The sequence below is a fragment of the Paenibacillus sp. FSL R7-0163 genome (genome assembly GCF_037969975.1).
Taxonomy (GTDB): domain Bacteria; phylum Bacillota; class Bacilli; order Paenibacillales; family Paenibacillaceae; genus Paenibacillus_AQ; species Paenibacillus_AQ odorifer.
In genome coordinates this window covers 2,932,854-2,954,964 of sequence record NZ_CP150224.1, presented here as the reverse complement: position 1 = coordinate 2,954,964, position 22,111 = coordinate 2,932,854, and the positions used below count along the sequence as shown (strand labels likewise).

Sequence of the window (22,111 nt, the reverse complement as noted above, 5' to 3'; positions counted from 1 at the left end):
GGAGGGTTCCAATCAGACATGTACATTAATAAATCTTCGTTAGCTCAGTTTGCTCAGGGCAATAAGACCTCAGATGTAACCATGGATAGATATCTTACACAATATTTAGATCTTTACGATAAGGTAGAACCACACGTGCGTGCTTTTGTGCTAGAGGAGAACCGAGCAGATAGAATAAAAAATGAAGTGGCTGGGGTAAGAGAGAAGTATTCAGAAATTCCTAAACCATCGCTATATGGAATACCTGCTGGAATCAAAGATTTAATTCACTTAGATGGGTTGCCTACCCGTGCAGGGTCGAACCTCCCCCCACAAGCTTTGACGAAGTCTGAAGGTAGTTTTATTCAAAAGCTTCGGCAAAAGGGGGTTTGGTTCACCGGCAAAACAGTGACGGAGGAATTTGCTTATGCCGGACCTATCACAACCCGCAATCCTTATCAGCTGGAACATACGCCTGGCGGTTCTAGTGCAGGCTCTGCTGCTGCGGTTGCCGCGGGCATCTGTCCATTTGCGATAGGTACACAAACCTTGCGTTCTGTTATGGCACCTGCTTCATTTTGCGGAGTGGTCGGCTTTAAACCTAGTTATGCGCGTATCCCTATAGATGGTGTCCAATTGATGTCGCCATCTTTTGATACGTTTGGATTTTTCACTCAGGATATGGAGGGTATGGACTTTCTCGCCGCTGAGCTTGTAACGGGATGGAGACCTTTTAAAGAAGCTCGTAAACCTGTACTGGGGATACCCGAAGGTGTATACATGACATTATTGGAGGATGACACCAAGATAACCTTTCAGAAGCAGCTTAAGAAGCTTGAGGAAGCAGGGTTCAGCATAAAAACAGTTGCGATGCCGTGGGAAGATAGCTTTATCTACGGAGATGCCATGGTGCGGTTTGTACATGGAGAAATGGCGCAAGTCCATGATCCACTATTTGATGTTTATAAAGATCTTTATGATGATACCGTACGGCAGGCTATTTTATCTGGACGAACCATTACTGAGGAAGAACTGGAAGGATATCGTAGCGGACAACTCAAGCTCAGAAATGATCTATTAGATGTGCAGAATTCACAGGGGATTGATCTGTGGGTTTCGCCGGCTCAGGCAGGAACAGCTCCGCTGTGGGGAACACGAACCGGATGGACCGGAATGACGGCCATTTGGTCATATGCTGGAGCGCCTGCGGTGAGTATTCCAGCTGCCACTATAAATAACATGCCATTAGGGTTTCAATGTATCGGGGCATATGGTAGGGATGAAGAGTTAATTTATTGGAGTAAAGATGTTTCTTTAGCGCTTCAGTGATTTTATTGCTGTAGAAATGGAAGGTGTTAAGTTGAACAGTCAAAGTGTTGTGTTTCCTGCGTTGCATACAGAAAGAATTGAATTGCGGATTTTAAATCTAGAGGATGCAAATGTAGTCTTTAGACATTTTTCTGATGAAGAAGTAACTAGATATATGGACATTGAGCCCTGCAAAGATCTAAAAGAAGCTGAAGAGATCATTCAGTATCATTTGGACGATTCGGGTTGCAGATGGGGAATGTTCGAAAAAGCGAATAATGAGTTTATCGGTACCTGCGGATATCATTATTTAAGAAGAGTAGGCAATGAATTTACAGCAGAGGTAGGCTATGATTTATCCAGAGCGTTCTGGGGCAAAGGCTACATGTACGAAGTGATGAAAGAGATTATTGATTTGGGATTCTTGAATTTGGGGTTTACTAGTATTGACGCTACAGTTGAGCCAGAGAATGTTAGATCCTTAATGCTGCTAGAGCGATTAGGGTTTGAGCAGGACGCTGAACTTCGTGATCAATTGTTGTATTTTGTTCTAAAACGTAATCGGTAGATTACACAGTAGGTCTTTGTTTTATTTGAAGATCTACTTTTTTTTGTATAAAGTGAGAGTTTTTTTAATAGGGATCGTCTATAAAGTATCGTGCTTCAAGGAGGCTTCAGGGTGAAGGGACATGTATCGAAAGTTGAAAAAGAGGATGAGAGGCTATGGATCCAAAATATTCTCGATGGACATAAAGAAGACTATTCGTATCTTGTAAATCGATATAAGAATAAAATTTATGGGCTTATGCGAGGAATGGGAGCCAATCATCAAGATGCACAAGACATAACACAGGAGACGTTTATTAAAGCTTACCGCAAGCTGGCCTCACATGATTTGGATAAGAATTTTGCGGCGTGGCTATATGCTATCGCTACTAATTTACTGAAGGATTTGTGGAAAAAAGACCGACCGACAGCGAGTTTGCCGGACAACAATGCCGAACATTCTCTTTCGGATAATCCAGAAGAAGAATTAATGCGATCGGAGCATCGCACAGAGCTGCTTCACCTGATGCAGAAGCTCCCGTCTAATTATCGTACGGCTTTACTGCTTCGTTATACCAATGATTTAAGCTATGAAGAAATGTGTATGGTTCTAGATGTTCCATTAAGCAAGATTCAAAATGATTTATACCGGGCTAAACAGCGTTTGAAGCAGCTAATTACACTCCAGGAGGTGAAGACCGATGAGGTGCTTAAATTCCTATGAGATCGAAGAATATATTTTAAGCAAATCTATCTTACGAGATCAAGCCGTAGCTGAACATATGGCAACTTGTACGCATTGTAATATGATCTACGAAGCAGAGCTTGAAGAACAAGCTGAATGGTCGCAGGCTATGTATGAAGAGCGCTTACCAGATTCATTTACTGCTCAAGTAATGGCTTCTTTGGAACAAGTAGAGCTTGAGGAATTTACTCCAACACAAAGGAATCGCAAGCATCCGAAGCGCAATAAATTGCTGAGATTATTTATGGGTGCGGCGTTGTTACTGGTTGTGCTAAGTGCCGTGATCTTATATTCCGTTCCTACACTGGCAGAGACTTTACGTTCTCTTTTTGTGAAAAACAACATGGACATTGGCCTTCTACGAGCACAAGAATTTGGGTTGGTAGAGCATCCTAATATTAAGGTGAAGGATAAGGGCTACACAATCAAAATAGATGAAGCAGTGGCAGATCCTACACGGGTAATTGTTGCGTTACAATTGTTTGGACCAGATGGAAAGCATGATAAAAAGCGGTTGGCCCTTAATGATGGGAACAGTATTGCGATTAAGGATGATCAAGGGAAGGTTGTTGGGGAGTTATACGATATAGGATTTACCAGTGACTTTTACTATTTGATCGCTAATTTCACTGAACCTCTGCAAACTGATCGAATTACGGTCGAAGGTCATATTACTGAATTGGGAAGTGAACGCAAGAACATCCCTACTCTTAAAGGCGATTGGAATTTCGATTTTTCTATGGATATGACAGAAGCGAATAAACAAACAACCTCCATGCCACTAACGGGTAGCTACACCTCCCCGGACGGTTTAACTGTGACCTTGAAAAAATTAACTCATATGGTGCAAGGTGTTCGTTTTGAGTTTGATACGCAATTGAGTGAAGAGGCATTGACCCGTTCTCCTGGCGAACTATGGAAGCAACAGGGCTTGAAATTCCATTTTGAGGATACAGCAGGAGAAGAGATTCACAGTGTTAATGCTAGAAAGTTTCCTAATAAGAATAGCGTGATGTCCTACTCTAACATTCCCGGGGCAACAAAGGGACTTATGCACTGGAGCTATACGTTTAAATATTTACCACAGGATACGCCTTATACTTTCGTATTGGATGGATATTTTATCCCAGAGAAGGATGGTTCTAGTGTGCAATTTGAGCCAGCCAAGTTGAAAGAACATCCGATTCCCTTTGCTTTTGACGGGGATGAGCTGATGTTAAATGATTTTATAGTGGAATCGTCTCCCGATAACAATGTATCAGCGAAGGAAGGTGTATTACATTTTAGCGGAAGATTGAAAAATGAATTTATGAATGATGAATGGATGTTCAAGACAATGGATGGCAAGGAATACAAACTCACTAAACAAGGAGCGCATTCTATCAAAGGGGAAGGATGGAAGGATGGATATATTATAATTGTTCAATCTCAGTCAAATAATCAAAAGAAATATTTCCAATTCCGTGCCGAAGGCCTTACACAAATTCCCGAGCAGCTTCAATTAATACGCACGATAAACAATCGAATGTATACTAATGTAGACTGGTCCGTTCCTATCATGGAAGCTAGCAAAAAAGAGTAAATATAGTTATTTGGTTTCCGGATTGTACAAGCAAATAAGGGGGAATAAGCATCTCATATACTATCACAATCGAAAAGAGGTGGTAGTTTATGACTGCTGCAGAGAAGAGAAAAATTCAAAGAGCTTTGAACGCATTGCGTAAGCAAAGAGTGATTCTGAAAGAAAGTCTTAAAAGAATTGAAGCCATTCTTTGCAGGTTGCCTATTGGCAGTCGTGAAAGATTTGAATTGTTAGCAGTAAGAGACTCAATAGTAGAAGCGCTTCGACTAAATGCAATTGCCATTAGAAATTTAAAAGATGCTACTTGTTCTTGTTAATTACCCTAATACCAGTTCTACGCAGCTTTTGCGTGGAGCTGGTTTTTTTGAAATAATAAGATTCACACTATCCGTTATGATACTATAAACTTAATATGTCGATAACGTAAAAAAGAGAGGAAACCATTTATGACCAACAAATTATACTACAATTCAACATACCTGACTGATTGGCAAACCCGTGTGACTGAAACCATAGAACGAGAAGATGGTCTTTATGTTCTTTTGGAGGAGACGGCTTTTTATCCGCATGGTGGTGGACAACCCTGTGATCTAGGATCTATTCAGGGAATTCCTGTGCTTGATGTAATCAGTGAGGAAGAGCTTGTACTACATAAGCTGGAACGTTTACCTAATGATGAATCGGTAGCTTGCCAGCTCGATTGGAATAGAAGATTTGACCATATGCAGCAGCATAGTGGCCAGCATTTGCTCTCAGCGGTTTGTCTAGAAAAACATAACTTTATGACCTTAAGCTTTCATTTAGGTGAGGATTATTGCACCATTGATATAGAAGTGCCAGAACTGAATGCTGGTCAACTGTCCTCGATAGAGAGAGAAGTTAATCGGCAGATTTACTTAAATCACAATATTCTCAGCTATTTCGTAACAGGGGAAGAGGCTTCACAGCTTAAATTGGTTAAACAGCCAAAAGTGACAGAGAACATCAGGATTGTTGAGATCAAAGATGTTGAATACAACGCTTGTGGGGGGACACATGTGTCCTCAACAGGTGAAATTGGAATGATTAAGCTTCTGAAAGCTGAAAAAATAAAAGGGAATACGCGGATTTATTTTAAATGTGGATACCGGGCTTTAGAGGAATTTAATACCAGTCAGCAAATCCTTGGTACACTATCTTCCAAATTCAATACAGGCAAAGATGAAATTATCGATCGAATTGAAAAATGGGAAAATGAACAAAAGCTTCTGCAAGCTGAAATTAACCTGCTTAAAGAAAAAAATGACGACTATGTCGTGCAAGAGCTTTTAAATGAGCAAGCGGGAAAGATAATCGCACAAGTATTTGAGGATAAATCGCTAAAAGATCTACAGAGCTTAGCTAATAAGCTGACTTCGAAATGTGATCTTCCTGTATTATTAGCTACTTCTGCGGAGAATAAGGTTGTGTTTGCGCAGAATGGGAGCCTGGAGATTTCCTGTGGAGCTTTTTTCAAAGCTCATCTAGGCAGCTACAACGGTAAAGGCGGGGGCAGCGATAAACTGGCGCAAGCAGGATTCCCAACTCGGGAGGATGCTTTGGCTTTTTATGAGTTTGCTAGAGGGTGAAATGAAACTTTTTCCATTATCTTCCGTCTAATTACATATGATTATAATGTCGAAGGAGACGGATAGAAATGAATAAATGGAAAGTAACGCTAGGGATCTTTGCTGTTTTGATTTTAAGTACTGGGTATGGATCGGCATCTGCGCAAGCAGACAAGCAAATTCAATTCAACTATAAAGAAATTGGAATCAGCAGTAAACAAGTCATCGCGGAGAATACAACTTTTGTACCTTTGAAATCACTTGCAGATGCTATGGGTTATACGTTATCGTGGGATCAAAAATTAAAAACGGCCAAGCTGGTACGTCCAGAGCGTGAAGTCATCTTCACTGCGGGTGCTACAACGTCAAAAGTGAACGGGGGAGCGATGGGATTAACAAAATCTCCACGTATCATAAAAGGTTCGTTGTACGTGCCATTGGTCTCTGCGGTCAGTGTACTTGGGGGTAAAGCGGGGCTAAATAAAACGGATGGAATTATCCACATCGTTGATGAACCTAGATTTGTTGCCGCTTCTGTAGAAGGAAGATCCTATTGGATATCTCAAAAAAACGGTGATTTATATTACCGGGCTACAGCAGCTGGGAAACCAGTAATTATTGGCCAACTACCGCTCAAGGGATCCGCTTACAATCATGGATTTGAGATCAAGAAATTTGGAAATGGCAAGTACTTGCTCCAGTTAACAGACAATCACTATGCTATGTTTAATGATTTCAGCAACAGCTATCAGGTACTAGTTCAAGCAGGTACAATAATTCAGCAAATGGATTATCATTATATGATCTCTGCTTATCCTCATGCGCCTCAAGTGCCCTCCACTCAGGTGTATATGACCGATGGGAAGAACGTTCAGTATATTACTAAGGATGGCGGTTTGGGCAAGTTGTTTGAGATGGAGAAATTAACCGGGGCAACCGGTGATTTCATAGTGGAGTACGCCGCGGAGGATGTGGCACTCGTTCGCTTATTAGATACAACACAATTATATATTGTCTACAGCAGTACAGGAGAAATCGTCAATCTCAGTGAACAACTGATTACTAGTGAGGATCGTAAAGAATGGGATAAAGTAAATGATGGCAGAGATCAATACATTCTGAGCAGAATGTTAGGGATGAAAAGCCGTAAGGGGAATGTACTGACCTTCACCTACACGCCAATCCTTGAGGAAAAAGCAAAAACAGTGACATATACACTTCAAGCGAAATAATTCGGAATCACATCAATATAATTAGTACAAAAAAAGAGCGATGTTGAACATCGCTCTTTTTTATGTATTTATGATTATTTCGTCGTCATCATACTTCCACCCTTAATCTGAACGGGTTGATCATTTATAGATACCCAAACATCTATGGCAGAATTGTTGCGGATAATCGTTTTGTCGGCACTTAATTTCAGTGAATACAGGGCAGTGACATAATCATAAATCTCAATATTGGTTGCGTACCAAATATCTGAATGCCCACCTGCTTGTTGGCAAAAGGTTTCGATAAGCTCCCAATTGTTCTGCTGTGCGAACTCATAGCTATGGCCCCAAACATAACAGAGTCTTAGTTTCTGGGAGGGTCCTTCCATTGTGAATCTCTCCCAAACCTGATGCAGATCTTCAATATGGTGGCAGGTTGGATGCCATTCCATGAAATTAAGAGGCATATCAAACTGTTTGGTAGAGTGAACAGTGCGGCTGTATTCAATTCCAACGGACTGAAGTGGTGCAATTATCTCCTGTGAGTATGTACCGTAGGGGTAGGACATGCCTCGCACTGGATAATCCACCAGCTTCTCCAGTCGTTTACGGTCTTCGAACAGCTCTTCAATTACCATCGGTAAAGGTAGACGCTCTAGATGTGGGTGAGTAACGGAATGGGCGGACACTTCATGATTCCTGAGTGATTGCTTAACATCAGCGGGAGTTAAGAACCCAGGTGCATTGATCATTGCACTATTTAAATGGAAGGTCCCTTTGATTCCATATTGATCAAAAATTTCTGCCAAGCGGATATCGTGTTTCTGGCCGTCATCATAGCTCATAGTGAGCGCCTTAGGTAATCCGCCTGGGAATAAGTTGAATTGAAGTTTCATGAATTCACACTCCTATAATTTGGTAAGATCGAAATTACTTCTTCCAATTATAAACAATTAACGTTATAATCAGATTCCACGTTTAAAAAGGAAAGAGTTTTCAGTGAAAAATATACATTTAAGGAGAGATGCTATCTGCCTGACTTTCTCTACGTTGTAAAACTACTCTATGTAAAAGACAAAAGAAACTCACTTTTATATTTTATCACTAACCTGCTGAGCCCACCAATTCTATTTGCCGAGCTGTTCATAACGAAATATGTGGTTGACCTCATTCAGAACTTCACGCCTAACGCCTACCTACATATCTTACTATTGGTAAGTTCACTGATGTTAATTTTATATCTAGCTGGCATCAATGGTTCTCTTCGAGCCATTTCTGTAACCAATTTAACGGCAACCAGTATTTATGAACTGGAACATAAAATTTTGGCTAAGACCTCTAAATTATCGATGGCTTTATTGGAAGACCCCGCAACAAAAACGATTAGAGAAAAAGCAAAACGGCTTTCCTTGATCGATTTGTTAGATCAATGGACCGGAGTGACAATCCACTTTATAACATTAATCGCACTAATCTTAGTCCTATCCTGTTATGGCTTTTATATCCTGGCAGTGTTCATTTTAGTTGTACAAATTCTGCAGCTTTACCTCATGAGATGGATCTCTCGGAAAATAGAGGCTATTTCAGCGAATCAAACCTCCTCTGTACGAATGATTAATTATATCTTTGATTTGCTGATTAGTAGAAATACCCTCCCGGAAGTAAGAATGTACGGAATGTCCTCCTACTTGTTTTCCGCAATGAAAGAGCTCTTCAATGGAAATTTCAAACAAATGCACCGAAAAGTTGTTTTATCTGAGACCTTAAGCTTCTCCCAAAGTATACTTATGACTTTATTAAACGGGCTTACGATTGCTATTTTAGCAATTACACTTGGAGGTAGCGGGCAGAGCGCCGGACTTTTCGTATTATTACTTCAAATATCTAGTCAAATATTTATTGTCATACCTGCACTAACAAGGATGTATTCTGATCTGACCAAAAGTCGCTTGCGCTTCAATGAGTATAGTGCGTATTTGGAACTTGAAGAGCAAGTTCAAAGAGATCCGGAAGATTCCATAAGGAATACCGATGCGATGCAGATCACAATTCAGCAGTTGAATTTTCGTTATGCAAGCAATGCACAGGACACGCTTAATAGTATAAACATGACTCTCAATCCTGGTGAACGAGTTGCTTTTGTAGGTGAGAATGGTTCCGGAAAATCCACGCTCATCAAGCTGATAGCAGGGTTATATCATCCAACAGCGGGAAACATCCAGTGGTTTAATGGAGAGCAGGAAGTGCTGGCTCATAACATCACAAAGGGTGTGAGAGTTGTTTTTCAGGATTTCACTAAGTTACATAGACCGATTCGAGAAAACATAGCCATGGGGAATATTGCTGCCATGTATGACGATTCAAGATTATTAGCTGCGATGAGAAAAGCAGAAGCCGATTCTTATGGTGTTGCGTTGGACACTCTAGTAGGTCCACAGTTTGGGGGGATCGATCTGTCTGGTGGACAATGGCAAAGACTTGCGATTGCACGTGCTTATCTCAACAACGGCTCGCTTACGATTTTTGATGAACCTACTGCAGCCCTCGATCCTTACGCGGAACAGCAGGCGTTTGAAACCTTTATGAAATTAGGAGAGCAGCAGACCTCCATTATTGTGACACATCGGCTATATATGTCCAAATTCGTAGATAGAATTTTTCTGTTTGAGCATGGAGAAATCGTTGAAAGTGGAACACATGAAGAATTAATGAAGTTGGATGGTAAGTACAGGGGAATGTTTAACCGCCAGTCCTCTTTATATGGCTGAGAAAGGAGAGATTCTGCTGAGAAGAGACCTTAAGAATATTTTAACGATACTGGCACGGATGATTGGAAAAAGTCCAGTAATCTCAATAATAACGATCATAGTTCCTATAATCAGTGGATTATTAACTTTTTATTCGTATTCTGTTCAAGTTCATATCATTAATGCAGTTGCTGCTGGTGCGATAACCTTTATTCCGATTCTATGGTTTGTTTTAATTCATGGAGTACAAGCCTGTTCATTGAGTATAACCAACATAATGAAAAGTCGAATGAATGCGGAACTAACTCTCGCTTTCCAATCCGAGCTGATAGATATTGCAAACCAAGTTGACTTTGAGGATTTTGATGATGAAGAGTTTGGGAACAAGCTGCAAAGAGCTAAAACAATAGTTGGAGAAGATTTAGAGGGAATTACTGGTTTTTTGGTGTCCAGTGTAGGAAATATCTCAGGACTTATAAGTATCATCTGGTTATCGGCTACAAGTGGATATTTTTTAGTCACACTGGTGGTGGGTTTAATGATCGTATCTACTTTATCTTTTCGAATGTTTACTGAGATTAAAGTTAGAAGAACAGGGCGAGAGCTTACTTTTGACGGAAGAATGGGGGATTATCTAGCTGTAACTTTGGAAGATCCTAATGCGATTAGGGAAATGCGAATCTATAACTCTATCTCCTATTTTACGGATCTCTGGGCAAAGCTTATGAAGAAGCAGCATGATAAAAGGTATAGTGCGAGGAAATTCGAAATCAAAACAGGGATGATTGTGGCTATGGTTCAGACGAGTGCTATTTTTATCGTATTGGTCTATCTGTTAAGTAAAATGGGGGAGTCAAATACAGTTACTGTGGGGACAATCTCAGTATTATTTCTGGCTTTGTTAACTTGTGGTGGTAAAATCATGAGTTTGACCTGGCCGCTAAGCAAGCTTTACATCAGCAGCAGTAAATTATATGACTTAAATGAAGTGCTTACCTATAAAAATAGAGATTTCCGAAAAAATAATATCAATAATAGCTCTGAATCTATGCTTCCTATTACCGTTTCAAATGTTTATTTTAAATACGCCAAATCCAGTAAGTATGTTTTATCTAACATCAATATGGTCATAAAGCCCGGTGAGAAAATAGCCATTGTTGGAGAAAATGGAGCAGGAAAGTCTACCTTGATCAAATTGTTATTAGGGCAGTACACTGCTAGTTCTGGATCTATTTACTGGAAAGACAGTCCAGAATCTCAAGGTAAAGTATCCGTCGTGTACCAGCATTCTATTAAATTCGAAATGACACTAAGAGAAAACATCCTGTTGGGTGATGCCAAATCTTCGCCGGACGATGTGAAAATACTAAGTATTCTGGAAAAATGTGAGCTGATGGATTTGTTTTACGAATTAGGGGGACTAGATGTAAGGTTAGGTCAAATGCTTGAAGGAAGCAGGCAGCTATCAGGCGGACAGTGGCAAAAGCTGGCGATAGCGCGTGCGTTATATAATGATGCGGATCTTATAGTGTTTGACGAACCTACTTCTGCGATTGATCCGAATGCTGAGATGCAGATCTATACACAATTATTAGATATCTGCCAAGATAAAGCTGCCATTTTCATTTCACATAGACTGGGCTGGGCGAAAAATGTGGATACGATCTATGTTATTGATAATGGAAGTATAGCTGAAGTGGGGCAGCATCAAGACTTAATAAATAATAAAGGGATTTATGCAGATATGTACGCTTTACAATCATCTTGGTATAACTAAAAATGCTTAGCATAGTAGTTTTCACCTTAATTATATTCATGAGGTTTACTAAAAAAATCCACAGCAAATTTCCGGAAATGTATAGCTGCTTGCGATAAAAAGTGCTTTCTGCTCCATGCGATGCCAAAAGAGCGTTGACATAGCGGATCTGTTATTTTTAATTGAACAATTTCGGTATTTTGACTTCTTCTGCCTAAGGAGAGAGGGAGGGTGAAGGTGATTCCTAGTCCCATTTCTACTAGGGTTTGAATGGCGCTTACTTCTTCAAGCTCGAACGTAATTTGAGGTTCAAATCCAGCTTGTCGGCAAAATTCATCTGAAATTTCACGGAAATTATATCTAGAAGATAAAGAAATGAAATTCTCACCTGCTGCTTCTATCAAAGAAATACTCTTTCGATTAGCAAAGCGATGATTCTTGGGCACAGTCAAACATAATTCTTCTTCTGCTAAGGTAAGCCACTCGATATCTGGTCCGGTAACAGGTGTAGATGATATGCAAAAATCAATCGCTGCACTCTCTAAATCATTTCTCATTTCTAACGCAGAGCCAAGCTGGCGTTGGATAATCCGTACATGCGGATGAAGGGTAAGAAATTCTTTTAGTAAAGTGGGCAATACATACGGGAGTGTGGCCGCAATAGAAATTACACCATGTTCAAGTCCAGCCATATCTGTGAGCTCACGCTGTCCTTCTTCAAGTTCCATAAAAGCTTGCTCGACACGTTGCAGATAGGTTTTGCCGAATTCGTTCAATTTTATATTTCTGCCTTGTCGCTCGAATAAGGGAACACCTAAGTTTTTCTCTAAACGCTGTATGGAATTACTAAGGGAGGGCTGAGATACATTTAATTCTTTTGCGGCCTTAGTCATGTGTTCATGGCGTGCAACTGCCTGGAAATATTGAAGCTGAAGGAATTCCATAACAAAAACCTCACTTTACTTATAACTCTAATGTGATCTATCGATCATATAATATGTATTTTACTTAATTAATTTTCAGTCCTATACTATTGTAACATATAAAAAGTTATAGGTAGGATGGAGAGAGTCTGTTGTGATTAGAGAGAAAATATGGACCCGGAATTTTATTGTTGTTTGCTTAAGTAGTTTTTTTATGTTCCTGACCTTTTACATTCTAGCAACTGCATTCCCGTTATACGTAAAGGAAAGTTTGCACGGGAATCAGCAGCAAATGGGGTTAGCGATTACTATCTATGTAATAGGGGGAGTATTGATCCGTCCTTTTTCGGGACAATGGGTCGATAAATTCGGTAAAAAGAAAATGGCGGTTATTGGCCTAACCATTTTTCTAATCGCCTGTATTGGTTACTTCGGATCTAATGGAATTGTATTATTCCTGGTGATTCGTTTCCTACACGGAATGAGTTATGCTGTTGCCTCTACAGCTACAAGTACAATAGCCTCGACGCTAATTCCTTATTCACGTCAAGGAGAAGGCATCGGTTATTTTAGCATGTTTATGAGCATTGCTATGGTCATTGGACCCGCATGGGGGCTTTTTCTCTGGAAAGATGAGAATATTAATGTATTACTGTTAGGCGTATGTGTGATTGCTGCTCTTTCGCTGTTATTCACGTTAGGTGTTCGGATGCCAAAAGAAGATAAGGCTAACGTTATTGAAGCTATTAAGGAACCTGCGAAGACGCGAAAAGGGCTCCGCTGGAGAGACGTAATCGAGCCAAAAGCCTTGCCGATTTCACTTGTCGGATTTACACTTGCTTTTTCCTATAGCTCATTGTCTGGATTTATAGCTTCTTTCACGAAAGAAATCCATCAATCACAGCTTACTGGTTATTTTTTTGTGGCTTTTGCAATTATGATTGTATTGTTTCGTCCGGTTATAGGTAAAGTATTCGATAAATATAATGAGCATATTCTCATCTATCCCGGAATTATTATCTTCGCCGTTGGATTGCTTAGTTTAAGTCAAGCTCGGTCTGGTTTGATGTTAATGATGTCTGGTGTCATTATGGGAATTGGATATGGTGCACTTATGCCATGTTTCCAGACTCTTGCGCTTAAATTAGCGGCTAAAGATCGTAGAGGTAGTGCAAATGGGACCTTTTTCTTGTTATTTGATTTGGGTTATGGAGCGGGCTCCTATTTCATGGGTTTGATTGCTTCTTATACAGATTACCGAATGATGTATGAGGTTGCAGGGGGAGTAACACTTCTTTCTCTTGCTGCGTACTATTTGCTCCATCATGTACCTCAGGCCAAAGCTAAGCTGCACATACAAAAATCAAATATAGACGTTGTATAAATAGATGGTCTTGGCTGTATGATATAATTATCAGAAAAAATATGGGGAGAACTTTATGACTACTATCATTGATAAAATTGCATGGATTCATTTTCAGAATGGACAAGTTTTGTGTGCGCGTTCCACAGGGAAAGATACCTATTATTTGCCTGGAGGAAAAAGAGAAGCTGGAGAAACAGACGAGGAGACGCTCGTGCGGGAAATCGAGGAAGAGATCTCTGTTCGTATTAAACCAGAAACCATCTCCTATTTTGGAACCTTTGAAGCGGAAGCTCACGGTAAAGCTGAAGGCGTCATAGTTAAAATGACATGTTATATCGCGGATTTTGAAGGTTCACTTAGTCCTGCGTCGGAAATTGATGAGTTATCCTGGTTATCTTATAAGGATCGAAATCGAGTTTCTGTCGTTACACAGATCATTTTTGATCAATTGCATGAGCATAAATTACTTTCCTAATCTACAATTTAAAGTTCTGAAAGCCCGTTTTAAGCCTAAGAGATGGCTTGAGGCGGTCTTTTTTTTGAAAATATACGAAAGGCTTATAGGGGCAACAACATCGTTTATTTTGGTTTAGGACAGATGTCCTTTTTTAAAGACCTGAATTGCTTTTTAATATGTAAGAGATCGAAATTGAGGAGAGAGAGAAATGAGAGGAATTATATTTGCGTTTTTAGCGGGGGCTTGTATCACTCTGCAAGGAGTATCTAATGCTCGAATTAGTCAAGATATTGGGACTTGGCAAGCTGCGACAATTACACAGCTAACTGGGTTTATAATGTCCTTATTAATCCTGCTGTTCGTCCGAGATGGCAAATCACAGGGCTTTAAACAGGTAAAACCTTTATATTTGATTGGCGGCGCCTTTGCCGCAGTCATTATTTTCAGTGAGGTAACAGCTATTCAGCAGATTGGTGTAACGTTTACGATATCCACATTGCTGATTGCTCAGCTATGCTTGACCTTCATCATCGATATTAAAGGCTGGTTCGGGATGGAAAAACGAAAGATGAGACTGCCACAATTTATCGGTATCGCGTTAATGATTGCTGGCGTCGTGATCCTGAAATTCTAAATGATCCTGATGGACAATCGATAAATGGAGGAATGAAGTTATGATTATAGGTTTGATATTAGCGCTTATCGCGGGCTCACTAGTGAGCCTGCAAAATATATTTAATACGAAGGTTAATGAGAAGGTTGGATCTTGGGCTACAACGACATTAGTGTTAGGCATGGGATTTCTGGCTTCTTTTATCATGAGTCTTATCTTTGAAGGCAACCGTATATTTACTTTGCGAAACATGGAGCCCTGGTATTGGATCAGCGGGTTGATCGGAGTGGGAGTTGTAATCTGTCTCGTGCAAGGGACCAAGCGGCTTGGACCAACCTATGCGATCTCTATCGTGTTAATCTCTCAGCTTGGATTCGCTTTATTGTGGGATTCCCTCGGCTGGTTAGGGCTTGAGAAGGTTCCTTTCACTTGGAAGCAGTTGGTCGGAGTACTTGTGATTGTTGGCGGTATTCTAGTGTTTAAGCTAGGCGGTGCCCGGGAGACTCAAAAGTCGGCTTAAATCAATCCTCTAAATAGAGCTAATAAATTTGTAAGCGTGGACCCATAGGGTTCATGCTTTTTTTTGTTATGAATAACCTATTCTCGGACGCATGACTGTCAAATTAGAAGTGATGGCAGTCACACGAGAGGAGAAGAAAATCGATTTATACTTTGCCAAAGCAGTAAATCTGGAGCATAGAAGGAAAGGAGAAATTATCTAATGTCGGGAGCAGAATTGTTAGTAGACTTGTTATTGAGGAAAGGTATTTCAACGATTTTTGGTTACCCCGGTGGGGCTGTACTGCCTGTATATGATGCATTGTTCGATTGTGAAGGATTAGAGCATATTTTAGTACGGCATGAACAGGCTGCAGTACATGCCGCAGATGGTTACGCGAGAGCGACAGGAAGTGTAGGCGTTACACTCGTAACTAGTGGTCCTGGAGCCACCAATGCTATAACTGGGATAGCGACAGCTTTTATGGACTCCATTCCACTGATTGTACTAACTGGTCAGGTCCCCACGGATATGATTGGATTAGACAGCTTTCAGGAGGTTGATATTTATGGCATGACCATGTCCATCACGAAGCATAATTACATAGTAATGAATAAGAGTGATCTCCCACGCATCATTGATGAAGCTTTTTATTTGGCAACTACAGGACGTCCTGGCCCAGTTCTTATTGATCTGCCTAAAAATGTTATGATGGACACAACTCCAATAATATACGAAATTCCCGAACAACAATCATTTGTTTCTATTCGTGGATATTCAGTTGCTAATCAGTCTAATGGGAATGACTTGGATACGATGGCGGAGAAACTTCGGAATGCTGCCAGACCCTTACTATTGATCGGCGGGGGATGTGTAGCAGGTGAAACCCCTTCCTTATTGCTTAATTTGGCAGAACGCCTCGATCTTCCAGTTGCTTCTACTCTGATGGGTATAGGGGCGTTTCCATCTGATCATCCATTGCACTTAGGAATGGTAGGTATGCATGGAACGGTGGCCGCGAACCGCGCTATACAAGCAGCTGATGTTCTAGTTTGTCTCGGCGTCAGATTTAGTGATCGTGTAACAGGAAAACGCAGAGCGTTCTCTCCTCATTCGTATAAAATCCAAGTGGACATAGATGAAGCTGAATTTGATAAAAATATAGAGATGGATCTAGCTCTTTGTGATTCTATAACAAACGTATTACAGGAAATGCTTAATCGCTTATCAGATAGAAAGATTCCTGAATGGCATGACCAGATCAATAAATGGAGCAGATGTCCAATTCAACCATTTAGAGATCATCATGAATCGAGATTGACACCTCAAGACGTTATTCGGTACGTTGATCATGCAACTGTCTCCGATGCTATTATTTCCACGGATGTAGGACAACATCAAATCTGGACAGCACATCACTATAATTTTAAAAAGCCGCGTACCTTTCTAACCTCTGGAGGATTGGGTACTATGGGTTACGGGTTTCCTGCAGCTATTGGAGCAGCAGTTGCTTTTCCGGAACGGCAGGTTGTATGTATAAGTGGGGATGGAAGCTTTCAAATGAATATGCAGGAAATCATGACAGCTGTAGATTTGCAGCTCAATGTAAAAGTAGTTATTTTGAAAAATGGTTATTTAGGAATGGTGCGTCAGTGGCAGGAACTATTCTTGAACAAAAGATACTCAGCCGTACAGATTAGTTCACCTGACTTTGCCGCACTCGCTAAATCCTTTGGTGCACAAGGTTATCAAGCCAGCACTAAAGAAGAGGCTAAAGCCATAATCCAACATGCTATGAATACCGAAGGTCCTGCTATTATGGAATTTGATGTCATCGAAGAAACAAATGTCTATCCAATTGTCCCGCCTGGGGCAAGCAACGATGAATCGATTGAAGGGTAGTCTAAATTACAAAATAAGGAGTAGAGTATCTTATGCACATAGAACTAAACGCACTAACAGTAGATAAGTTAAAAGAGAACCTTGGGGAACGGCCAGGTGATTTTAAATTGTTCTTCGATACAGAGGGTTGTGGTTGTAATGGCGTGATCGTAATTCAGATCATTAGTGAACCCTATGCTACAGATATTGAAGTTCAGAAAGAGCCTTTTACATTTTTTGTTGATCGTCAACAGGAATCTTTATTTGATGAACAGATGCGACTTGAAGCAGATGCAAATTACCCTACATTTAAATTAAGTAGTGATGCCAGTCTGTTAGGAAATAATATTCGAGTAAAAGATATTCGCTGAGTAGAGCACTGCTACACTAAAAAACCAGAGCATTTGAGATCATCTCTCAATGCTCTGGTTTCTTGAATTTTTGTTTCCGTATTAGCTGCTTGCGTTTCGTTTCTTATCCATTTGATTTTTTCATAAACGCTATATGGTCTATTTTGCTGTTAACCAGTGTAATTAACTGTTCTGCCATATAGCTCGCCGAATATTTGAAATTGACTTCAGCCCAGTGCATAATGACACCTACTGTAGCAGACATTTGGTAACTCAACATAATTTCATAATCCACGGGAGCAGCATCAGCTTCTATCTCAATCCGCATATCCTCACGCATGGATTCCCGTAAACGGTCGAACAGTTCAACAGTCATTTTCCCACGTTCCACAGCGGATAAGGCCAAAAACTCAGCTTTATGCCCCTCAATATATTCGAACAATTGCAAAATGGAAGGGAAAACCTCTGTTGCCTCAATACGATCCAATCCCTCATAAGGGTCTATTAGCGCTTCACCTATGCCCTGTAGAAATTCATCATGTATTTCCTTAAGCAAAGCCTCTTTACTCTCAAAATGCTTATAAAAAGTCCCTCGATTGTAATCCGCTCGATTAGTCACGTCCAATATCGTAACTGAATCATAACTATTTTCCAATATTAGTTCAACGAATGCAGATTTCAGAGCTTGGCGTGTTCTTCTGGTTCTTCTGTCTTCATGCTCTTCCTGTATCAAAAAAAACTACCCCCAGCTATGATCTTTTTATCGTTCATTTATAATTCCTACTTTAAAAGTAACAAAAGATCAGCCAATGTTCAAGATTTAGACATAAGTAAACACAGAGATCAGTTCTGTTGGTTAGGCGACATTGATTAAAATTCTGATTATTGAACAGATTAACTAATGGGGTGTACTCTAGTAATAGAGATAGGTTATCCCATCTCCTAAGACTATAATATATAGCCAATTCATAACAAAGGATGCGAATATACAATGAGTGAATCATATGTAAAAACTGCTGTAATTACTGGAGCTGCAGGAGGAATCGGTAAGGAGCTTGCCCGTCGATTGTCTGATCGTAAACTGAATCTTGTACTTGTCGATCTGAATGAAGAAGCGATAAAAAATGTTATCCAAGATTTAGGCTTAAATGAATCTAACTCTTTAGCTGTAGCTGCGGATGTCTCTAATGAAGAAGACGTTCAGAATTATGTTAATAAAGCGGTAGAAAAATTTGGTGCCATTGATTATTTTGCAAACAATGCCGGAATTGAAGGTCCAGCAGGTCAAATCGAAGAGCTTAACGTCAAAGCACTTGATCTTGTATACAACGTCAATGTACGTGGTGTATTTCTTGGACTACACTATGTAATTCCTGTGATGAAAAAACAAAACTCAGGTGCTATTCTGAACACTTCTTCTCTGGCAGGACTCATGGGCGCACCAGGCATGGCCCCTTACATTATGTCTAAGCATGCTGTAATTGGTCTGACTCGCGTAGCTGCAAATGAGCTTGCACCACTTGGCATTCGTGTTAATGCGGTACTGCCAGGAACGATCAATACACAAATGATGCGTAAAATTGAGAATAATTTCGGAAGTGCAGAAGAATACAAGGCAGCTAACGAAGCTGCAACACCAATGGGTCGCTACGGTGAACCGCAAGAAGTTGCCGCTGTGATGAACTTCCTTCTGTCGGATGAGGCTTCATTCGTAACGGGTTCTCTATATACAGTCGACGGTGGTATGATAGGTCAATAATGCAAGCTGATTTCGGTCATCATGGATACTCCAAATAAAGGATTGGGCCTGTGCGTTAAGCATTGGGTTCAATTCTTTTTTATTTAGGATACCCGGATCGGATTTAATAATAAGCAATCTGTTGAATTATCTTATAGAATATACAAAGGGGAATTATTCTTTTAAGTATTGCTCAGTTATTTAGATAAATTGTTGGCGAGGAGTGTTCATATGCTTGAATTATCTCAACAGGATTTTATTGAAGTGAAACCGTTACTTACAGGTGCTCCTATTCATCCTGAAATTCTCTCCATCATCGAGGGAAATAATCCGGGCTGGATTTTTGTAGATCAACTTGTAACACCGAAAAGCGCGTTGGTATGGAGTAAGGGGATGCAAGGATTTTATATTATAGGCGATCACACCAATGAGATATTTATCAAAAGCTTAGATAGTTATGTATCCAGTCATATTGCACCGAGGATGAAAAAGCTTGGGCTGGAGTATTTTGAAGTCTCAGGTCAACACGATGAATGGAATCTGGCATTGATGTTTCCTTCTAGGAAGCTATATCCTTTTGAACAAATGGTGTTCAAGTTATTCCACAAGCCCGCTGAGTCCCTTAATAATGGGATTAGAACTATAAATCTTAAAATACAGGATTGGGAGAACTTAGATTTAAAGCACATGGAATTTGTACATGAGAATATTGATTTATTCTGGTCATCGAAAAAAGGCTTTAAGGCAACAGGCTATGGATATGCTGCTATTGAGGGAGCTGAGATCATTGGTGTATGTTATTCTAGTTTCGTTACTGTGGATACTCATGCTATCGGAATTGAAACCCTCTCCAAGTATCAGAATAGAGGAGTGGGGACCCATTTAGCGGCTTTAGTAGCGGGAGATATACTTGCAAATGGTTTTACACCTTATTGGGACTGTTCATTAGATAATGAAGCTTCCCAAAAGCTAGCTCTTCGTTTAGGATTTCAGCAAATTCATCAATATAAGTGTAGCGCTTTTTCAATATGACGGTTTCGCAAATTATTAGGTTAGGATGAACATATATGAAAATATTGCTCGTAGAGGACGATAGAACCATTGCGTCAGGACTTGAATATTCCTTGCAGCAGGATCATTTTGAAACTATTTTATGTTATGATGCAACCTCTGCTAGGAGGGTGTTGGCGGAGCAGATATCTGAAGTAACACTTTGCATTTTTGATCTCTCTCTACCGGATGGCAGCGGATATGATCTGTGTAAGATCGTGAAGGAGCGGAGCGATATTCCGGTCATCTTTTTAACTGCGATTGATGATGAGGTCAATGTAGTGATGGGACTTGATATGGGAGCAGACGATTACATAACTAAGCCATTTCGGATTCGTGAGCTGTTATCACGCATTAAATCGGTGTTAAGGAGATATAACAAGCAGGCTCAGACCCCGTCTAATTTTGAACTAGAGAATGTACGGATTAATACGCTAGAAGGAAAAGTGTATAAGAACGGCAATGAAGTTCTGCTAACAGCATTAGAATATCGTCTGCTTCTGATATTTGCTAATCATGTGGGACAAGTCCTTTCCAGAAATCAATTGTTAGAGCGGATTTGGGATGTCGCCGGAGAATTTGTAAATGATAATACATTGTCTGTGTATATTAAACGCTTACGGGAAAAGTTAGAGGATAACCCGCAAGAGCCCACCTTAATCAAAACAGTACGCGGTTTAGGGTATAAGGTTGGTGATTAGGATGTTACGTAACAAAGAATTTAGATGGTTATTACTAACGATGTCTACGATCAGCCTTCTGGCGATTATAGTAACGGCATTTATTTCATCAGGGGCGATGGGGATCACGGCGGTAACTTCAGTTCTGCTTATAGGTTGTTGTTTATTATTTACCCGCTGGAGATACCGCGAAATTGAGAAGCTTTCAGGGTATCTACGTCAAATTAGCAGCGGTAATTATTCGCTCGATGTTCGTGATAATCAGGAAGGCGAGCTTAGTATTCTGAAAAATGATATTTATAAGGTGACGTTGATGTTATCGGAGCAGCGTTTGCTGTTGCAAGAGGATAAAATAAAGCTTACCAATGCGATCTCCGACATCTCCCATCAGCTCAAAACACCACTTACCTCCATGACCGTGATGGCAGATTTATTAAGCGACCCTGAACTGAACGTTGAGAAAAGAATGGAATTTACGCGGAAAATCAGTCTTCAGCTCGATCGGATTGGCTGGCTGGTTTCTTCATTATTAAAGTTCTCAAAGATCGATGCCGGAACCATTCAATTTAAAAAAGATTCAATAAAAGTAAAGAGGCTTGTTCAGAAATCTATGGAGCCCATACTGATTCCAATGGATATTAAGGAGCAACGGATCCAAATCGAAGGAGAAGACGCTACCTCATTCATAGGCGATTACAATTGGACAACTGAGGCGATGATTAATATTCTGAAAAACTGTGTAGAGCATACACCTGCTGGGGGAGTGATCACGATTTCTTTTGCAGAAAACACGCTGTTCACGGAAATTGTCATTACTGATAATGGCAAAGGAATTCCTAAGGCAGAGATCCCCTATATTTTCAAACGATTCTACAAGGGGACAAATGCAAACGAAGACAGCATTGGAATTGGACTTGCCTTGGCGCAAAGTATTATCACTGAACAAAACGGAACGATTGATGTGATGAGTGAAGTAGGGAAGGGTACACAATTTCAGATCAAATTTTACAAGCAAGTGATTTAACACTTATAGCTTAGTGACTAGAATGTCACTTAAGAGTCACTGGAGAGTCATTGTAGACAGATATACTGAT

Annotated in this window: 22 protein-coding genes; 19 read left to right on the top strand and 3 right to left on the bottom strand. The window is 40.2% G+C overall.

What is annotated here, in order from left to right; all coding sequences use genetic code 11:
* Positions 1-18: 18 nt before the first annotated feature.
* The 7 genes from NST45_RS12980 to NST45_RS12950 all read left to right on the top strand — a co-directional run bounded on the left by NST45_RS12980 (position 19) and on the right by NST45_RS12950 (position 6,978).
* Entirely contained in the window at positions 19-1,308 is a 1,290-nt protein-coding gene (locus tag NST45_RS12980) for an amidase (RefSeq protein WP_076213299.1), read from the top strand.
* 31 nt (positions 1,309-1,339) lie between these two features.
* On the top strand, positions 1,340-1,855 hold the full coding sequence (locus NST45_RS12975; RefSeq protein WP_339825864.1) for a GNAT family N-acetyltransferase: 516 nt from the start codon (positions 1,340-1,342) through the stop codon (positions 1,853-1,855).
* A 111-nt stretch (positions 1,856-1,966) separates the two neighbouring features.
* Positions 1,967-2,557, top strand: a complete 591-nt coding sequence (locus tag NST45_RS12970) for a sigma-70 family RNA polymerase sigma factor (RefSeq protein WP_076213308.1) — start codon at positions 1,967-1,969, stop codon at positions 2,555-2,557.
* The gene (locus tag NST45_RS12965; RefSeq protein WP_339825861.1) at positions 2,535-4,160 is read left to right on the top strand and encodes a DUF4179 domain-containing protein; all 1,626 of its coding nucleotides are present in this window, start codon (positions 2,535-2,537) and stop codon (positions 4,158-4,160) included. Before NST45_RS12970 ends, NST45_RS12965 begins: the two co-directional genes overlap by 23 nt.
* An 89-nt stretch (positions 4,161-4,249) precedes the next feature.
* Positions 4,250-4,477: a hypothetical protein gene (locus tag NST45_RS12960; protein ID WP_036678084.1), complete on the top strand. Its 228-nt coding sequence runs from the start codon at positions 4,250-4,252 to the stop codon at positions 4,475-4,477.
* A 129-nt stretch (positions 4,478-4,606) separates the two neighbouring features.
* Positions 4,607-5,767, top strand: a complete 1,161-nt coding sequence (locus tag NST45_RS12955; protein ID WP_038570821.1) for a DHHA1 domain-containing protein — start codon at positions 4,607-4,609, stop codon at positions 5,765-5,767.
* A gap of 68 nt (positions 5,768-5,835) precedes the next feature.
* Positions 5,836-6,978 carry a copper amine oxidase N-terminal domain-containing protein gene (locus tag NST45_RS12950; protein ID WP_038570823.1) on the top strand — a complete coding sequence of 381 codons (1,143 nt, stop codon included), beginning with the start codon at positions 5,836-5,838 and terminating at the stop codon, positions 6,976-6,978.
* A gap of 74 nt (positions 6,979-7,052) precedes the next feature.
* Here the strand turns inward: NST45_RS12950 and NST45_RS12945 are convergent, their stop codons facing one another.
* Complete coding sequence (locus NST45_RS12945) at positions 7,053-7,853, bottom strand: polysaccharide deacetylase family protein (RefSeq protein WP_038570825.1); 801 nt, start codon at positions 7,851-7,853, stop codon at positions 7,053-7,055.
* Between the two features lie 330 nt (positions 7,854-8,183).
* Between NST45_RS12945 and NST45_RS12940 the strand changes: the two genes are divergently transcribed.
* Positions 8,184-9,725 (top strand): ABC transporter ATP-binding protein, encoded by a 1,542-nt coding sequence (locus tag NST45_RS12940; RefSeq protein WP_038570827.1) that lies wholly within the window; start codon positions 8,184-8,186, stop codon positions 9,723-9,725.
* The gene (locus NST45_RS12935) at positions 9,718-11,481 is read left to right on the top strand and encodes an ABC transporter ATP-binding protein (RefSeq protein ID WP_339825856.1); all 1,764 of its coding nucleotides are present in this window, start codon (positions 9,718-9,720) and stop codon (positions 11,479-11,481) included. The genes NST45_RS12940 and NST45_RS12935 overlap by 8 nt, the downstream gene beginning before the upstream one ends.
* A 26-nt stretch (positions 11,482-11,507) precedes the next feature.
* On the opposite strand, the gene NST45_RS12930 is transcribed toward NST45_RS12935, so the two are convergent.
* Complete coding sequence (locus tag NST45_RS12930) at positions 11,508-12,404, bottom strand: LysR family transcriptional regulator (RefSeq protein ID WP_038570829.1); 897 nt, start codon at positions 12,402-12,404, stop codon at positions 11,508-11,510.
* Positions 12,405-12,537: 133 nt separating this feature from the next.
* Between NST45_RS12930 and NST45_RS12925 the strand changes: the two genes are divergently transcribed.
* The 6 genes from NST45_RS12925 (at position 12,538) to NST45_RS12900 (ending at position 17,570) form a co-directional block, all read left to right on the top strand.
* The gene (locus NST45_RS12925) at positions 12,538-13,767 is read left to right on the top strand and encodes an MFS transporter (RefSeq protein ID WP_038570831.1); all 1,230 of its coding nucleotides are present in this window, start codon (positions 12,538-12,540) and stop codon (positions 13,765-13,767) included.
* Positions 13,768-13,822: 55 nt separating this feature from the next.
* Positions 13,823-14,224 carry an NUDIX domain-containing protein gene (locus tag NST45_RS12920; RefSeq protein WP_038570834.1) on the top strand — a complete coding sequence of 134 codons (402 nt, stop codon included), beginning with the start codon at positions 13,823-13,825 and terminating at the stop codon, positions 14,222-14,224.
* Between the two features lie 190 nt (positions 14,225-14,414).
* A complete protein-coding gene (locus tag NST45_RS12915) occupies positions 14,415-14,840 on the top strand; it encodes a DMT family transporter (protein WP_036678064.1) in 426 nt (141 codons plus the stop codon).
* 40 nt (positions 14,841-14,880) lie between these two features.
* Positions 14,881-15,339, top strand: coding sequence for a DMT family transporter (locus NST45_RS12910; protein WP_036678062.1), 459 nt, complete (start codon positions 14,881-14,883; stop codon positions 15,337-15,339).
* 201 nt (positions 15,340-15,540) lie between these two features.
* Positions 15,541-17,220 (top strand): biosynthetic-type acetolactate synthase large subunit, encoded by a 1,680-nt coding sequence (gene ilvB, locus NST45_RS12905; RefSeq protein WP_038570837.1) that lies wholly within the window; start codon positions 15,541-15,543, stop codon positions 17,218-17,220.
* 32 nt (positions 17,221-17,252) lie between these two features.
* A complete protein-coding gene (locus NST45_RS12900) occupies positions 17,253-17,570 on the top strand; it encodes an iron-sulfur cluster biosynthesis family protein (protein WP_038570840.1) in 318 nt (105 codons plus the stop codon).
* Positions 17,571-17,673: 103 nt separating this feature from the next.
* Here the strand turns inward: NST45_RS12900 and NST45_RS12895 are convergent, their stop codons facing one another.
* Positions 17,674-18,282 carry a TetR/AcrR family transcriptional regulator gene (locus NST45_RS12895; RefSeq protein WP_038570842.1) on the bottom strand — a complete coding sequence of 203 codons (609 nt, stop codon included), beginning with the start codon at positions 18,280-18,282 and terminating at the stop codon, positions 17,674-17,676.
* A 258-nt stretch (positions 18,283-18,540) separates the two neighbouring features.
* Between NST45_RS12895 and NST45_RS12890 the strand changes: the two genes are divergently transcribed.
* The 4 genes from NST45_RS12890 to NST45_RS12875 all read left to right on the top strand — a co-directional run bounded on the left by NST45_RS12890 (position 18,541) and on the right by NST45_RS12875 (position 22,041).
* Positions 18,541-19,308 (top strand): SDR family NAD(P)-dependent oxidoreductase, encoded by a 768-nt coding sequence (locus NST45_RS12890; protein ID WP_036678050.1) that lies wholly within the window; start codon positions 18,541-18,543, stop codon positions 19,306-19,308.
* 210 nt (positions 19,309-19,518) lie between these two features.
* Positions 19,519-20,319 (top strand): GNAT family N-acetyltransferase, encoded by an 801-nt coding sequence (locus tag NST45_RS12885; protein ID WP_076099297.1) that lies wholly within the window; start codon positions 19,519-19,521, stop codon positions 20,317-20,319.
* A 35-nt stretch (positions 20,320-20,354) separates the two neighbouring features.
* Positions 20,355-21,038 (top strand): response regulator transcription factor, encoded by a 684-nt coding sequence (locus tag NST45_RS12880; RefSeq protein WP_036678046.1) that lies wholly within the window; start codon positions 20,355-20,357, stop codon positions 21,036-21,038.
* A 1-nt stretch (position 21,039) separates the two neighbouring features.
* Entirely contained in the window at positions 21,040-22,041 is a 1,002-nt protein-coding gene (locus NST45_RS12875) for a HAMP domain-containing sensor histidine kinase (RefSeq protein ID WP_038570849.1), read from the top strand.
* Positions 22,042-22,111 lie beyond the last annotated feature (70 nt).

Excerpts from the sequence above, each read along its gene's own strand:
- NST45_RS12920 (WP_038570834.1), top strand. The coding sequence starts at position 13,823 with ATGACTACTATCATTGATAAAATTGCATGGATTCATTTTCAGAATGGA.
- NST45_RS12875 (WP_038570849.1), top strand. The coding sequence starts at position 21,040 with ATGTTACGTAACAAAGAATTTAGATGGTTATTACTAACGATGTCTACG.
- NST45_RS12900 (WP_038570840.1), top strand. The coding sequence starts at position 17,253 with ATGCACATAGAACTAAACGCACTAACAGTAGATAAGTTAAAAGAGAAC.
- ilvB (WP_038570837.1), top strand. The coding sequence starts at position 15,541 with ATGTCGGGAGCAGAATTGTTAGTAGACTTGTTATTGAGGAAAGGTATT.
- NST45_RS12950 (WP_038570823.1), top strand. The coding sequence starts at position 5,836 with ATGAATAAATGGAAAGTAACGCTAGGGATCTTTGCTGTTTTGATTTTA.
- NST45_RS12915 (WP_036678064.1), top strand. The coding sequence starts at position 14,415 with ATGAGAGGAATTATATTTGCGTTTTTAGCGGGGGCTTGTATCACTCTG.
- NST45_RS12910 (WP_036678062.1), top strand. The coding sequence starts at position 14,881 with ATGATTATAGGTTTGATATTAGCGCTTATCGCGGGCTCACTAGTGAGC.
- NST45_RS12945 (WP_038570825.1), bottom strand. The coding sequence starts at position 7,853 with ATGAAACTTCAATTCAACTTATTCCCAGGCGGATTACCTAAGGCGCTC.
- NST45_RS12890 (WP_036678050.1), top strand. The coding sequence starts at position 18,541 with ATGAGTGAATCATATGTAAAAACTGCTGTAATTACTGGAGCTGCAGGA.
- NST45_RS12880 (WP_036678046.1), top strand. The coding sequence starts at position 20,355 with ATGAAAATATTGCTCGTAGAGGACGATAGAACCATTGCGTCAGGACTT.
- NST45_RS12930 (WP_038570829.1), bottom strand. The coding sequence starts at position 12,404 with ATGGAATTCCTTCAGCTTCAATATTTCCAGGCAGTTGCACGCCATGAA.
- NST45_RS12955 (WP_038570821.1), top strand. The coding sequence starts at position 4,607 with ATGACCAACAAATTATACTACAATTCAACATACCTGACTGATTGGCAA.
- NST45_RS12940 (WP_038570827.1), top strand. The coding sequence starts at position 8,184 with ATGTTAATTTTATATCTAGCTGGCATCAATGGTTCTCTTCGAGCCATT.
- NST45_RS12960 (WP_036678084.1), top strand. The coding sequence starts at position 4,250 with ATGACTGCTGCAGAGAAGAGAAAAATTCAAAGAGCTTTGAACGCATTG.
- NST45_RS12935 (WP_339825856.1), top strand. The coding sequence starts at position 9,718 with ATGGCTGAGAAAGGAGAGATTCTGCTGAGAAGAGACCTTAAGAATATT.
- NST45_RS12965 (WP_339825861.1), top strand. The coding sequence starts at position 2,535 with ATGAGGTGCTTAAATTCCTATGAGATCGAAGAATATATTTTAAGCAAA.
- NST45_RS12980 (WP_076213299.1), top strand. The coding sequence starts at position 19 with ATGTACATTAATAAATCTTCGTTAGCTCAGTTTGCTCAGGGCAATAAG.
- NST45_RS12885 (WP_076099297.1), top strand. The coding sequence starts at position 19,519 with ATGCTTGAATTATCTCAACAGGATTTTATTGAAGTGAAACCGTTACTT.